Source organism: Streptomyces sp. NPDC037203, assembly GCF_055605065.1.
Window position 1 is genome coordinate 817769 of the sequence record NZ_JBVJUC010000002.1, and the last position, 13987, is coordinate 831755.

Annotated in this window: 12 protein-coding genes and 1 riboswitch; of the genes, 8 read left to right on the top strand and 4 right to left on the bottom strand. The window is 72.7% G+C overall.

Translation table 11 applies throughout. The annotated features are described in order from the left end of the window. The first annotated feature begins 15 nt into the window (after window positions 1-15). Both trpD and ACZ7EC_RS08170 read left to right on the top strand, forming a co-directional pair. The gene (trpD, locus tag ACZ7EC_RS08165) at window positions 16-1080 is read left to right on the top strand and encodes an anthranilate phosphoribosyltransferase (protein WP_471059341.1); all 1065 of its coding nucleotides are present in this window, start codon (window positions 16-18) and stop codon (window positions 1078-1080) included. 81 nt (window positions 1081-1161) lie between these two features. Continuing rightward, window positions 1162-1278, top strand: a riboswitch (SAM riboswitch). Window positions 1279-1442: 164 nt separating this feature from the next. Beyond that, a complete protein-coding gene (locus ACZ7EC_RS08170) occupies window positions 1443-2783 on the top strand; it encodes an aminotransferase class V-fold PLP-dependent enzyme (protein ID WP_471059343.1) in 1341 nt (446 codons plus the stop codon). Between the two features lie 39 nt (window positions 2784-2822). Here the strand turns inward: ACZ7EC_RS08170 and ACZ7EC_RS08175 are convergent, their stop codons facing one another. Both ACZ7EC_RS08175 and ACZ7EC_RS08180 read right to left on the bottom strand, forming a co-directional pair. Further along, window positions 2823-3104: an Lrp/AsnC family transcriptional regulator gene (locus ACZ7EC_RS08175; RefSeq protein WP_046421294.1), complete on the bottom strand. Its 282-nt coding sequence runs from the start codon at window positions 3102-3104 to the stop codon at window positions 2823-2825. Continuing rightward, entirely contained in the window at window positions 3101-3886 is a 786-nt protein-coding gene (locus ACZ7EC_RS08180) for a rhomboid family intramembrane serine protease (protein WP_471059346.1), read from the bottom strand. Before ACZ7EC_RS08180 ends, ACZ7EC_RS08175 begins: the two co-directional genes overlap by 4 nt. A 148-nt stretch (window positions 3887-4034) precedes the next feature. On the opposite strand from ACZ7EC_RS08180, the gene ACZ7EC_RS08185 reads away from it, so the two are divergent. The 5 genes from ACZ7EC_RS08185 (at window position 4035) to ACZ7EC_RS08205 (ending at window position 9427) form a co-directional block, all read left to right on the top strand. Further along, the gene (locus ACZ7EC_RS08185) at window positions 4035-4274 is read left to right on the top strand and encodes a hypothetical protein (RefSeq protein ID WP_471059348.1); all 240 of its coding nucleotides are present in this window, start codon (window positions 4035-4037) and stop codon (window positions 4272-4274) included. Window positions 4275-4330: 56 nt separating this feature from the next. Then, entirely contained in the window at window positions 4331-5674 is a 1344-nt protein-coding gene (locus ACZ7EC_RS08190) for an NYN domain-containing protein (protein WP_471059350.1), read from the top strand. A 211-nt stretch (window positions 5675-5885) separates the two neighbouring features. Next, window positions 5886-6920 carry a C40 family peptidase gene (locus tag ACZ7EC_RS08195; protein ID WP_471059352.1) on the top strand — a complete coding sequence of 345 codons (1035 nt, stop codon included), beginning with the start codon at window positions 5886-5888 and terminating at the stop codon, window positions 6918-6920. Window positions 6921-7162: 242 nt separating this feature from the next. Beyond that, window positions 7163-8209, top strand: a complete 1047-nt coding sequence (locus tag ACZ7EC_RS08200; RefSeq protein ID WP_471059354.1) for a C40 family peptidase — start codon at window positions 7163-7165, stop codon at window positions 8207-8209. Between the two features lie 30 nt (window positions 8210-8239). Next, window positions 8240-9427: a hypothetical protein gene (locus ACZ7EC_RS08205; protein WP_471059356.1), complete on the top strand. Its 1188-nt coding sequence runs from the start codon at window positions 8240-8242 to the stop codon at window positions 9425-9427. Here the strand turns inward: ACZ7EC_RS08205 and ACZ7EC_RS08210 are convergent. Further along, a complete protein-coding gene (locus ACZ7EC_RS08210) occupies window positions 9408-10637 on the bottom strand; it encodes a glycosyltransferase 87 family protein (RefSeq protein ID WP_471059358.1) in 1230 nt (409 codons plus the stop codon). The two genes, ACZ7EC_RS08205 and ACZ7EC_RS08210, sit on opposite strands and share 20 nt — an antisense overlap. 133 nt (window positions 10638-10770) lie before the next feature. Here ACZ7EC_RS08210 and ACZ7EC_RS08215 point away from each other — a divergent pair, with 133 nt between their 5' ends. Beyond that, entirely contained in the window at window positions 10771-11913 is a 1143-nt protein-coding gene (locus tag ACZ7EC_RS08215) for a glycosyltransferase family 4 protein (protein ID WP_471059360.1), read from the top strand. Window positions 11914-11959: 46 nt separating this feature from the next. Here the strand turns inward: ACZ7EC_RS08215 and ACZ7EC_RS08220 are convergent, their stop codons facing one another. After that, the gene (locus tag ACZ7EC_RS08220) at window positions 11960-13756 is read right to left on the bottom strand and encodes an AMP-dependent synthetase/ligase (protein WP_471059362.1); all 1797 of its coding nucleotides are present in this window, start codon (window positions 13754-13756) and stop codon (window positions 11960-11962) included. Window positions 13757-13987: the final 231 nt, after the last annotated feature.

A 13987-nucleotide genomic window follows, 5' to 3' on the forward strand; every position in this document is an offset into this window, starting at 1 on the left:
CCCGAGGAGCGGCTGATGAGCGCTGTGACCCCCGCTGGAGGCGACACCGCGGCGGGCCGCTCCTGGCCCGCCCTGCTGAACGGCCTGCTGACCGGTCAGAACCTGTCCGCCGACGACACCGCCTGGGCGATGGACCTGATCATGCGGGGCGAGGCGACCGACGCCCAGATCGCCGGTTTCATGGTCGCGCTGCGCGCCAAGGGCGAGACCGTCGAGGAGATCTCCGGTCTCGTGCGCACCATGTACGCGCACGCGAACGTGATCGAGGTGCCCGGACCGGCGGTGGACATCGTCGGCACCGGCGGCGACGGCGCCAAGACGGTGAACATCTCCACCATGTCCTCGATCGTGGTCGCGGGCACCGGCGCCAAGGTCGTCAAGCACGGCAACCGCGCCGCCTCCTCCGCCTCCGGCTCCTCCGACGTCCTGGAGAAGCTGGGCGTCAACCTCCAGCTGACCCCGAAGCGGGTCGCCGAGGTCGCCGAGGAAGCCGGCATCACCATCTGCTTCGCGGTCAAGTTCCACCCCGCGCTGCGCCATGTCGCTGCCGCACGCGGCCAGTTGGGCATCCGTACGACCTTCAACGTGCTCGGTCCGCTGACCAACCCGGCCCAGGTGCGCGCCCAGGCGGTGGGCGTCGCCGACCCGCGGATGGCACCCGTGGTGGCCGGGGTGTTCGCCGAGCGCGGCAACTCCGCGCTGGTCTTCCGCGGCGACGACGGGCTGGACGAGCTGACCGTCACCGGCACCTCGCGGGTGTGGGTGGTACGCGACGGCAAGGTCACCGAGGAGGTCTTCGACCCGCGGGACACCGGCATCGAGCCGGTCTCCCTGGAGGCCCTGCGCGGCGCGGACGCGGCGTACAACGCGCAGGTCGCCCGCCGGGTGCTGGACGGCGAGCGGGGCGCCGTACGGGATGCCGTGCTGCTGAACTCGGCGGCGGCGCTGACGGCGCTGGAGCCGACCGACGCGCCGCTCACCGAGCAGTTGCGGGCCGGTATGGCGAAGGCCGCGCGGTCCATCGACTCGGGCGCGGCAAAAAGGACGCTGGAGCGCTGGGTGGCCGCCAGCAACGCCTGACCGCGCCGTCCGACGGCTGATCGTCCCGCGATCCGGACACGGGTTGCGGGACCTCGATCTTTTCGCGTACGTTCCCTGACAGGTCATGAGTGACAGTCATGAGGCCCCGGCCGACTGTCCGGCAACCCTCCGTCCGTGGCGGGGTGCCCCGGGTGAGGACCAGGTCGTAGGCAGCGAGGTCTACGGCAAGCGCGGACCCCTCGGGCGCTCTCGACAGCGCCGGGCCAGGGGTCCTGGTCGGTCGAGGGAGCCTTCCGTGAGCAAGCGAATGCGCTAGGGCCGCCGAGCCCCGCCTCCGCGCACCCCTTTCACTTTTCTTCCGTACGCCCCCCCGCGGCGTGCGTCCTCACGGGAGTTCCCCCATGTCTGTCTCCACCGTTGCCGTCCGCCCGTCGATCTGCACCCCGCTGCCCGTTCTGGGCCGTGATGTCACCGTTCCGCTCGTCACCGGCGGCACCATCACCTACGCGGCCCTCGACTACGCGGCCAGCGCCCCCGCCCTCCAGCGCGTCTGGGACGACGTCGCCGCCTACGCGCCGTACTACGGCAGCGTCCACCGGGGTGCCGGGTACCTCTCCCAGTTCTCCACCGACCTGTTCGAGAAGGCCCGCCGCACGGTCGCGGAGTTCCTCGGCTGCCGCGCCGGCGACCAGGTGGTCTTCACCCGCTCGACCACCGACTCGCTGAACCTGCTGGCGCGGGTGATCCCGGCCGACTGCCAGGTCTTCGTCTTCGAGACCGAGCACCACGCCTCGCTGCTGCCCTGGCGGGACGACCGGGTCACCTACCTGGACGCGCCGCGCAGCCCGCGGCAGGCCGTCCAGACGCTGGAGCGGGCCCTCGCCGACCGGGAGCCGTACGGGCCGGCCCTGGTCTGCGTCACCGGCGCCTCCAATGTCACCGGGGAGCTGTGGCCGGTGCGCGAGCTGGCCGCCGCCGCGCACGCCCACGGCGCCCGGATCGTCCTGGACGCCGCCCAGCTGGCCCCGCACCACCCGGTCTCCCTCGCCGACCTGGACGTCGACTGGGTCGCCTTCTCCGGGCACAAGCTGTACGCCCCCTTCGGCGCGGGCGTGCTGGCCGGGCGTGCCGACTGGCTGCGGGCCGCCGAGCCGTACCTCGCGGGCGGCGGCGCCAGCCGCAGCGTCGCCCGGCGCGCGGACGGGGGAGTGGAAGTGGAGTGGCACGAGAGCGCCGCCCGGCACGAGGCGGGCTCCCCGAACGTCATCGGCGCCTACGCCATCGCCTCCGCCTGCACGGCCCTCACCGAGGCCGGCTGGGACGCGCTGGTCGCCCGCGAGCAGTACCTGATCGACCGGGTGCGCTCGGGCCTCGCCGGGATTCCGCAGGTCAGGGTCCTGTCCCTGTTCGGGGACGAGGCCCCGCGGGTCGGCGTGCTCTCCTTCGTGGTGGACGGCTGGAACAGCTCCCACTTCGCGGCCGCGCTCTCCGCCGAGTACGGCATCGGCGTCCGCGACGGCCTCTTCTGCGCCCACCCGCTGCTGCGCACCCTGCTCGGCACGGCCCCCGAGTCCCCGGCCGAGTGCGGCGCACCGTCCCTGAACGCCCTCCGCGTGAGCTTCGGCGCGGGCACCCCGGACGAGCACGTGGACCGCTTCGTCACGGCCGTGCGACAGCTGGTGACCGAGGGTGCGAAGTGGACGTACCGGACGGAGCAGGGACGCTGCGTGCCGGTGGCGTGAAAGGCCGGACGAGTTGGTGGGGCGGCTTTCGGCGGACGGTCAGGAGTCCAGGCCGATGGCGAACGCCGCCTCCAGGTCGTGCTGCGAGTACGTACGGAACGCCACATGCGTGTCCGTCGCCTCCACGCCCGGAATCCTGCTGATCCGGCCCGGAATCACATCGGCCAGATCCTCGTGCTCCCGCACCCGCACCATGGCGATCAGATCGTACGTACCGGTGACGGAGAAGACCTCGCTCACCGACTCCAGCGAGGCGATCTGCTCCGCGATCTCGGGAATCCGGTCCACGCTGGTCTTGATGAGGACGATCGCGGTGATCACGGCTGGTTCTCTCCCTCGGGGGCCGGTTCGGGTGCGCATTTCACTCTAGCCCGCCCGTCTCCCGCCACCGCCCCGCCGAGGCCGCCCTCCGGGTCCTTGGAGCGGCCGTACCGCACCCACGCGTAGACGAACCCCGCCCCGAACCCCACCAGGTGTGCCAGATACGCCACCCCCGGCCCCTGCACCGAGCGCCCCGCCGCCAGCCACTGGAGCGTCACCCAGAACGGCAGCACGACCCACGCGGGAAAGCGCAGCGGCAGGAAGAAGAGGAACGGCAGGAGACTGGTGACACGGGCCCGCGGGAACAGGAAGAGAAACGCCCCGAGCACCGCCGAGATCGCCCCCGACGCGCCCACCAGCGACTGCTCGGAAGTGTCGTTGGCGACCGCGTACCCCAGCAGCGCCAGATAGCCGCAGCCGACGTAGAAGAGGGTGAACTCCACCCGGCCCATCCGCTCCTCGGTCAGCACACCGAAGACGAGGAGGAAAAGCATGTTGCCGAGCAGATGCACCCAGTTGCCGTGCACGAACAGCGCCGTGACCGGGGCCAGCGCATGCGCCCCCGGACCGGCGAACAGCTCGGCCGGGACCACCCCCCAGTGCCGGAAGTACACCCGCTGCGCGTCCTGGAGTACGTACCCGGTGCCGTATCCGGGGACGATCCCGGAGGCCGGGCCCAGTACGAAGATCAGGCAGCACAGGGCGATCAGGCCGTACGTCATCGGCGCGTCCCGGAGTGTCCTGAAGGTCCTGCCGGCCGCCGCGCTCCACTCGCTGATCATGAACACAGAGCATGACGTAACCGGACGCAAGCTGACAGACCGCCTCGCCGCCGCGAACGGACGGGCGGCGACAGGCCCCCAGGCCGTAGGGTTACGAGCCACACGCGTCGGCCCGCCGGCGCGCTCCGACCGACCCGAGAAGGGCATGATGACGGTTCCCCAGCCGACCGCCACGACGCGATGGCGCTGCACCCTGTGCGGCAACCTCACCCGCTTCGACGTCACGCGCTCCTCGAAGGTCGTGGAGTACGTCCACCTCGACCTCGCGGGCGAGCCGACGGTGGAGGAGCGCCAGGTGGTCGGTGAGACCATCGAATCGGTGCGCTGCCGCTGGTGCAACGCGGTGGACCAGGTGGAACTCGTGGACCGGCCGGGCGCCGGCTCCTGACGGGGCCGGGTCGGGCCCGAAGAGGCATGTTTCGGCAAGGTAGTGGGGTGTGACGGATGGTGGAGAGCGCGAGCGGGGGGCCGGGCGACGGCACCGCCGAGGTGCTTGACCGTCCGCTGCCCGACGGGGTGCGCCGCAGGGTCGTCGCGATCGTCTCGGAGTGCTTCGGCAAGCTGACCGTGGCCGAACTGCCCGCACAACTGCGACAGTACGTCCGGTTCGCCCCGAATCGCCGGGCGAAGTTCGCCGGGAACGCGATGGCCGCGGCGCTGGAGACCGACACGCTGTTCCGGCAGCGTATCGGCGAGAAGTTCCGCGCCGCGCAGCCGGAGTTGGCCGGCGCCCTGGAGGCCGGGTCGGTGCCCGCGGCCGCCGACCCGCTCGATGTGGCGGCGGCGGCCTGTGTGCTGCGCCCGGCGGGCTGGGTGAAGCTGGTCACCGCGGCCGGCGAGGAGGCCCAGCGCGCCGACGCCGAGCGGGCCGACGAGGAGAGCCGCGCCGAACTGGAGCGGCTGCGCGCCGAACTGGACCGCGCCCGCGAGCAGACCAGAACCGAGACCGAGCGGCTGCGCGCGGAGCTGGAGTCGGCGAAGCGGGACCTGGAGTCCCTGAACCGCAAGCTGCGCTCGGCGCAGAGCGATGTGCGCCGGGGCGAGGCAGCGCTGCGCAAGGCGCAGGGCGAGATGGACGCCGTACGCGCCGAGGCGGGCGCTCGGGTGTCGGCCGCGGAGAGCGAGTCCCGGCGGCTCAAGACGCGGCTCGGCGAGGCGGAGGCGGCCCTGGAGGCCACCCGCCGGGCCGCCCGCGAGGGCCGCAGCGTGGAGGACATGCGGGTACGGCTGCTGCTGGACACCCTGCTGGACGCCACCCAGGGCCTGCGCCGCGAGCTGGCGCTGCCGCCGGTGTCTGTGCGGCCGGCCGAGACCGTCGACGCGGTGGAGCCGGGCCGGATGACACCGAAGGACATCGCGGCGCGCGCCCTGTCCGAGCACGACCCGGCGATCCTCGACCAGTTGCTCGCTCTGCCGCAGGCGCATCTGGTCGTCGACGGCTACAACGTGACCAAGACCGGCTATCCGCAGATGCCGCTGGAGAAGCAGCGGCTGCGGCTGCTGGGCCAGTTGTCCGCGCTCGCCGCGCAGACCGGCGCCGAGGTGACCTGCGTCTTCGACGGCGCCGAGCTGGCCGCGCCGGTGCTGCTCGCGCCGCCGCGCGGGGTGCGGGTGCTGTTCTCCAAGCCGGGCGTCACGGCCGACGAGCTGATCCGCCAGCTGGTGCGCGCGGAGCCGCCGGGCCGGCCGGTCATCGTCGCCTCCACCGACCGTGAGGTGGCCGACGGCGTGGCGCGGGCCGGTGCCCGCCCCGTGGCCTCTGCGGTACTTCTGAAGCGACTGTCCTGAAGGCCCAACGGGCATACGCAATGCCCGAATTGGTCAGCCCGTCACGCAACGTAGGGTCAATCCGTCATCACAGCTTGTGGCTTGTGTGCAAAGAATGCATTGCGTGACGGGAATTTTTGCCGTGAGGATTTGAATGATCACAACATGGTCACTAGGGTCGGGGCTCGAACCTCCGAACGGGTGAACACTCACAAGAAGGAGTTCGTCCTCCGTGGCGTCCCACCGTCGACCCAAACAGCAGAGCCGTGCACGCGTGACCGTGCTGACCACCGCAGCCGCCGCAGCGGTCGTGCTCAGCGCGAACGCCGCGAACGCCGCGCCGAGCGAGAAGCTCAGCAAGGACCAGGTCAAGTCCAAGGTCGACAACCTGTACCAGCAGGCCGAGCAGGCCACCGAGAAGTACAACGGCGCCAAGGAGAAGCAGCAGCAGCTCCAAAAGGAGATCTCCACGATCCAGGACAACGTCGCGCGGGGTCAGGAAGACCTCAACAAGCTGCGCGACGGCCTGGGTTCGCTGGCCACGGCCCAGTACCGCTCCGGCGGTATCGACCCCTCGGTCCAGCTGTTCCTCTCCTCCAACCCGGACGACTTCCTCGACAAGGCGTCCACCCTCGACCAGCTGAGCAGCCAGCAGGTCGACGCGCTGCGCAAGATCCAGGCCAAGCAGCGCGAGCTGGCCCAGGAGCGCTCCGAGGCCACCGAGAAGCTCAAGGACCTCGCGGACACCCGCACCGAACTGGGCGACAAGAAGAAGGAAGTCCAGGCCAAGCTCGCCGCGGCCCAGAAGATCCTCAACAGCCTCACCGCCAAGGAGAAGGCCGACCTCGCCGCCCAGCAGCAGCGTGCCGACCGCTCCTCCAGCGAGCGCGTGAACCTCGGCGACGCCCCGCCCGCCTCCGGCAGGGCCGCGGCCGCCTTCGCCGCCGCCCAGGGCCAGCTCGGCAAGCCGTACGTCTACGGCGCCACCGGCCCCTCCTCCTTCGACTGCTCGGGTCTGACCTCCTACGCCTACGCGCAGGCCGGCGTCTCCATCCCGCGCACCTCCGAGGAGCAGGCCAACATCGGCACCCGGATCTACAACCAGAGCGACCTCAAGGTCGGCGACCTGGTGTTCTTCTACGGCGACATCCACCACGTCGGTCTGTACGCGGGCAACGGCCAGGTGCTGCACGCCCCGCACACCGGTGCCGTGGTGCGCTATGAGGCGATGTCCGACATGCCCTTCCAGTTCGGCGTCCGGGTTTAAACCCCCGACGCTCCCGGAGGAGGTCGTCCGATCGGGCGAATCCACGGGACGGAAACTGACTCCACGCCCCGCCGGTGACCTGCGTCAGCGGCGGGGCGTCACTCTTCGTCGCCGCCGCGGTCTTTGGCCGCGGCCCTTCCGCACGGCTACTGTCTGCCGCGTTTCCCCGGCGCCGGGGCCTCCCCGTCCCCAGGCGCCGGGGAACGCCGTCCTGTCAGCCAGTGGAAGGAGTTCGGCAACCCGTGGGCTCCCATCGCCGCCTTGCACCGTCCGGTCAGCACCGCACACCGGCCGGATTCGACCGGGGTGCCGCAGCAGCCCTGTGCGCCCTGTCGGCCGCCGCCGCGGCCCTCGGCTCGGTACCGGCGCACGCCGCGCCGCACCCCGACGCCCGCGCCGAGGTGGACCGGCTCTACACCCAGGCCGAGCAGGCGACCCAGGCTTACGACAAGGCGCAGGAACGCACGGACGCGCTGCGCCGCGAGGTCCGCTACGCCCAGGACCGCGTCGCCCGCCGCCAGCAGGACGTCAACGCGCTGCGCGAGGAGCTCGGTTCGCTGGCCGGGGCGCAGTACCGCTCGGGCGGCATCGATCCGGCCGTCGCGCTGCTGTTCTCCGACGACCCGGACGACTACCTCGACAAGGCCGCCACCCTCGACCGGATCAGCGCCCAGGAGGCGGGCCGGCTGCGGGAGTTGCGCGCCGCGCTGCGCGAGCTGGGCCAGGAGCGGGCGGAGGCGGCCGACGAGCTCGACGCGCTGGACCGCAGCCGCCGGGCGGTCGCCGCGCACAAGCGGACGGTGGAGGGCAAGCTCGCGCGGGCCCGGCAGCTGCTGAACTCGCTGTCCGCGGCCGACCGCGCGGCCTACGACCGGTCCTCCCGCTCGGCCGGCCCCGACCGCCTCGACCTGTCCGCCCTGACCGGCGCGGCCGGTGCGCCCGGCGCGCGCGCCGCCGCCGCCCTGGCCGCCGCCCGCTCCGCGCTCGGCCGCCCCTATGTCTGGGGCGCCAACGGGCCCTCCGGCTTCGACTGTTCGGGCCTGATGCAGTGGGCGTACGCGCAGGCCGGCGTCCAGCTGCCGCGCACCTCCCAGGAGCAGCGGTACGCCGGGCGGCGCGTCCCGCTCTCCCAGGCCCGCCCCGGTGACCTGGTGGTCTACCGCTCCGACGCCAGCCATGTGGCCATGTACGTCGGCCACGGCCAGGTGATCCACGCCCCGCATCCGGGGGCGGCGGTGCGCTACGACCCGGTGGGGATGATGCCGATCTCCTCGGTGACCAGGCCCTGACGCCCGCGCGGCGCGCCGTACGATCGTGTGATGGCCGGTGGCAGGCGGGTGAGAAGCGTCGGGGCGATGGCCCTGTGTCTGCTGCTGTTCCTGGCCGGGTGCGGCGGGCGGTCGGCGGCCGACTCCGCGAAGGCCGAGGTGCAGCACCTCCTCGACCTGCGCTCGGCGGCGCTGCTGCGGCACGACGCGCAGGCGTACGGCGCGACGGGCGCGGGCGCCGAGTACACCAGGCTGCGCGCCCTGCCGCTGGCCTCCTGGGCCTACCGGATCACCACCCTGCGCCGCACCCCCGCGGGGGCCACCGCCGACGCCGACCTCAGCTACCGGGTCGCCGGGTACGACCGGGCCCCCGTCGACACCCGGCGCACCCTCACCCTGACCCGCACCACCTCCGGCACCTGGTACGTCACCGCGGACCGGCCGGCCGGGACGTCCGGGCAGCAGCTGTGGGACCAGGGCACCGTGACCGCCGTACCCGGCGCGCACAGCCTGGTGCTCGGCACCGGGCAGCCGGCGGCCGATCTGCGGGCGTACGCCAGGATGGCCGACGAGGCGGTCCCGGCGGTGTCCGGGGCGTGGGGCACCGACTGGACGCGCCGGGTGGTCGTCCTGGTCCCCGCGTCCCTGACGGGCATGGCCGGTCTGCTCGGCTCGCCCGCCGCGAACTACCGGGGGATCGCCGCCGTGACCACTGGGGAGGCGGGGGGCGCGGGACAGACGCCGGCCGACCGGGTGGTGATCAACCCGGACGCGTACGCGGTCCTCGGCGCGATGGGCAAACAGGTCGTCCTCACCCACGAGACCACCCACGTGGCCACCCGCGCCCACACCACCGTGGCCACCCCGCTCTGGCTCTCCGAGGGCTACGCCGACTGGATCGGCTACCTGGGCACCGACCGCACCCCGGCCCAGGCCGCCCCCGAGCTGGCCCGCGCCGTCGACGCCGGCCAGGTCCCCGCGGCGCTCCCCACCGACAAGGACTTCGGCTTCACCAGCGACCCCACCGAGCTGGCCCGCGCCTACGAGGGCGGCTGGCTGGCCTGCCGCATGATCGCCGACCAGTGGGGCCCGGCCCGCCTGACCGCCTTCTACCGCGCCGTCGGCACCCGCCCCACCCGCCCCACCGCCCTCACCAGCGCCCTCCACCGGATCCTCGGCCTGACACCGGCCTCCTTCACGGCCCGCTGGCAGAAGTACGTCAGGAGCGAGCTGCGCTGAGTTCCGGCTCGGCGGGTTCGGCGGTGACGGCCCTGTCGCGGGAGACGGTCGTACGCCACAGGCGGTGGGCCGCCAGCAGGGTGGCGGCGGTCAGCAGGCCGTTGCGCAGGGCCATCAGGGCGATGCCGTACCAGTCGCTCGTCACCACGTCGACGAAGCCGATGGGGAATTCCAGGACGGTCAGGAGGGAGGAGGCCAGGATCAGGAGGGCGGGCGCGGTCATGCGGCTCACCCGGTGGGTGAGGCAGACGGCGGCCAGGCCGATCAGCCAGACCAGGTACTGCGGGCTGATCACGCGGCTGGTGACGGTGAACAGCAGGACGGCGGTCAGCGCCGCGTCCGCCAGGGTGTGCGGGGGGAAGCGGCGGGCCCGCAACCGCCACAGCAGCAGCCAGCCGAAGGCGCCCACGCTCAGTGCCAGCGCCGCCGCGCTCACCTCGGGCACGTACGGGCCCAGGAACTCCAGCGAGCCGTAGTTCAGCAGCACCTGCCCGCTCCAGCCGAAGTGCCGGGCCACATGGAAGACCAGGGCACCCAGCGACTCCACCTCCGTGCCCCGCTCCCGCTGGAAGGCCAGGAAGGCGAACGCGCCCGGCATCGTCGCCGTGAACACCGCCGCGAGCACCGCCCCGGTCACCGCCGCCGACACCCAGGCCCGGCGCCGCACCGCCCCGGCCAGCAGCAGCGCCGGCCACACCTTCAGCAGCGCCCCGAAGGCCGCCAGCGCGCCCATCACCCGCGGATGCCGGACCCCCGCGAGCAGCGCGGCCACGGCCACCGCGGTCACCATCACGTCGTAGCGCGCGTACACGGTCGGCCCGAGCAGCGGGACGCCCGCCACCCACACCCAGGCCCCGCGCCGCGACCGGCCGGGGTGCCGGGCCGACCGCAGCAGCAGCACCAGCACCGCCAGGTCGGCGAAGCACGCCAGCGCGAAGAAGGCGTGCGGGTAGGAGAGGAAGGGCAGCAGGGCGGGGGCGAGGATCGGGAGCGCGGCGGCGGGCGGGTACTGCCAGGTGACGTCGTCCAGCGGGAACGTGCCCTGGCGCAGCACCTCGTACCAGTTGTGGTAGATCACCGAGACGTCCGTGGTGACGTCCGGGCCGGGCAGGACGTACACCCCGAGGACAAGGAGCAGCAGCACCACACGGGTGACGCACCAGGTCGCGAGCAGGTACGCCGGCGAGCGCCGGGCGTCCTTGGTCTCCACGTCTTCCCCTGCCGTTCGTTTCCGATTCGAGTCCCGTGTCGCGGACCATGATGTCCCGACCACCCCGGACCGTGCCAACGCACCGGCCGCCGCCCGGCGCCGGTCGGCGGCCGATTCGGTAGGGTCGGCGGCGATGCACAAGACCCTGATCGTGACCAACGACTTCCCGCCCCGGCCGGGCGGCATCCAGGCCTTCCTGCACAACATGGCGCTGCGCCTGGACCCCGGCCGGCTGGTCGTCTACGCCTCCACCTGGAAGCGCGGCCGCGAGGGGATCGAGGCGACGGCCGCCTTCGACGCCGAGCAGCCCTTCACCGTCGTACGCGACCGTACGACCATGCTGCTGCCGACCCCCGGCGCGACCCGGCGCGCGGCCGGGCTGCTGCGCGAGCACGGCTGCACCTCGGTGTGGTTCGGGGCCGCGGCACCGCTCGGGCTGATGGCGCCCGCGCTGCGCCGGGCCGGTGCCGAGCGCCTGGTGGCCACCACCCACGGGCACGAGGCCGGCTGGGCCCAGCTGCCCGCCGCCCGGCAGCTGCTGCGCCGGATCGGCGAGACCACGGACACGATCACCTATCTGGGCGAGTACACCCGCTCCCGGATCGCCGGCGCGCTCACCGCCGAGGCGGCCGCGCGGATGGTGCAACTGCCGCCCGGAGTCGACGAGAAGACCTTCCACCCGGCCTCCGGCGGCGACGAGGTGCGCGCCCGGCTCGGCCTCACCGACCACCCGGTCGTCGTCTGCGTCTCCCGGCTGGTGCCGCGCAAGGGCCAGGACACGCTGATCCGGGCCATGCCCCGGATCCTCGCCGCCGAGCCGGACGCCGTGCTGCTGATCGTCGGCGGCGGCCCCTACGAGCAGGACCTGCGCCGGCTCGCCCGCGAGACCGGCGTCGCCCCCTCGGTCCGCTTCACCGGTGCCGTCCCCTGGTCCGAGCTGCCCGCCCACTACGGCGCCGGCGACGTCTTCGCCATGCCCTGCCGCACCCGCCGCGGCGGCCTCGACGTCGAGGGCCTCGGCATCGTCTACCTGGAGGCGTCCGCGACCGGCCTGCCGGTCATCGCGGGCGACTCCGGCGGCGCGCCGGACGCGGTCCTCGACGGGGAGACGGGCTGGGTGGTGCGCGGCGGCGACGTGCTCGACACCGCCGACCGCGTCGTCACGCTGCTGGGCGATGCCGCGCTGCGCCGCCGGATGGGGGAGCGGGGCCGCCGGTGGGTGGAGGAGAAGTGGCGCTGGGACCTGCTCGCGGAGCGGCTGAAGGACCTTCTGTGAACACCGCCTCGCGACTGACGCCCTGTCAGCCGCAAGGCGGGGCCGACTACTTGGCGTAGATCGCCTCGATGTCGTCCGCGTAGTCCTTCGCCACCACGTTCCGCTTGAGCTTCAGCGACGGGGTGAGGTGGCCCGAGTCCTCCGTGAACTGGGCGGCGAGAATGCGGAACTTGCGCACCGACTCGGCCTTGGACACCGCCGCGTTGCCGTCGTTCACCGCGTCCTGGATCGCCGCGTTCAGGTCCGGGTCGTCGCGCAGGGACGACGCCGTGGAACCCGCCGGCTTGCCGTGCTCCGCGGCCCAGCGCCCCAGGAACTCCTCGTCCAGCGTGATCAGCGCGCCGACGAACGGCCGCCCGTCGCCGACCACCATGCACTCCGCGACCAGCGCGTGCGCGCGGATACGGTCCTCGATCACCGCCGGGGCGACGTTCTTGCCGCCCGCTGTGACGATGATCTCCTTCTTGCGGCCGGTGATCCGCAGGTAGCCGTCCTCGTCCAGGGTGCCGATGTCCCCGGTGTGGAACCATCCGTCGGCCAGCGCCTCCGCCGTCGCACCCGGATTGTTCCAGTACTCCTTGAACAGGTGCTCGCCGTGCAGCAGCACCTCGCCGTCGTCCGCGATCCGCACCACGGAGCCGGGCAGCGGCTGCCCCACCGTGCCGATCTTCTGCCGGTCCCACGGGTTGAACGCGGTCGCCGCGCAGGACTCGGTGAGGCCGTACCCCTCCAGCACCGTGAAGCCGATGCCCCGGAAGAAGTGGCCGAGCCGCTCGCCCAGCGGGGCGCCGCCGGAGATGGCGTACTCGCCCCGGCCGCCGAGGACCGCGCGCAGCTTGCCGTAGACCAGCTTGTCGAAGACCTTGTGCTTGATCTTCAGCCCCAGCGACGGTCCGGACTCGGTGTCCTGGGCCCGGCTGTAGGCGATCGCGGTGTCGGCCGCCTTGTCGAAGACGGCGCCCTTGCCGTCCGCCTGCGCCTTGGCCCGCGCGGAGTTGTAGACCTTCTCGAAGACACGCGGCACGCCGAGGATCAACGTCGGCCGGAACGCGGCCAGTTCATCGGTGAGGTGCTTGATGTCCGGGACGCAGCCCAGCTTGATGGGCGCCATCATCGGCGCGATCTGCACCAGCCGGCCGAAGACGTGGGCGAGCGGCAGAAAGAGCAGCACCGAGCACTCGCCGGTGCGGAACAGTGGACGCAGCCGCTCCACGATGTTGCCGCACTCCGCGAAGAAGCTGCGGTGGGTGAGCACACAGCCCTTGGGGCGGCCGGTGGTGCCGCTGGTGTAGACGATGGTGGCCGGGTCGTCGGCGCAGGCCAGCGAGGAGCGCTCGTCCACCGTCTCCTGCGACACGTCCTGCCCGAGCCGCTCCAGCTCCTCCACGGCGCCGGCCTCGATCTGCCAGACGTGCTTCAGTGCGGGCAGCGTCTCGCGTACGGCCTCCACCGCGGCCGCGTGCGCGTCCAGTTCCACGACGCAGGCGGTCGCGCCCGAGTCGGAGAGGATCCACTGCACCTGCTCGGGCGAGCTGGTCTCGTACACCGGCACGGTCACCGCGCCCGCGCTCCAGATGGCGAAGTCGAGGAGCGTCCACTCGTAGCGCGTCCGGGACATCAGGCCCACGCGGTCGCCCGGCTGCACCCCGGCGGCGATGAGCCCCCTGGCCGCGGAGTGCACCTCGGCCAGGAACTGCCGGGCCGTCACGTCCTGCCACACCCCGCCGGACTTGCGGGCGATCACGGCGACGTCGGGATGCTGCGCGGCGTTTCTGCGGACGATGTCGGTCAGGTTTCCGTCCGCAGGGACCTCGTACAAGGCCGGAAGGCTGAACTCGCGCAAGACTGCTGCTCCTCATAGGGCGCCGGCGCCACGACGTTGTGTGCTGCGACGGTGCGGTCCAAGGCTCGGGCTGGTGCTCGGGGCTACCGGTGGCTGAAACCCAGAGCACGACTGGACTGCCCGGACGTTACCCGTCGGTATGCGGTTCCCGACAGGGGGTCCCGGCCAGATGTTCGCTGCGTCACACGCGATGGCGTTCCTTCGCGCACAGTAGTCCACGGCCTTCGCGAC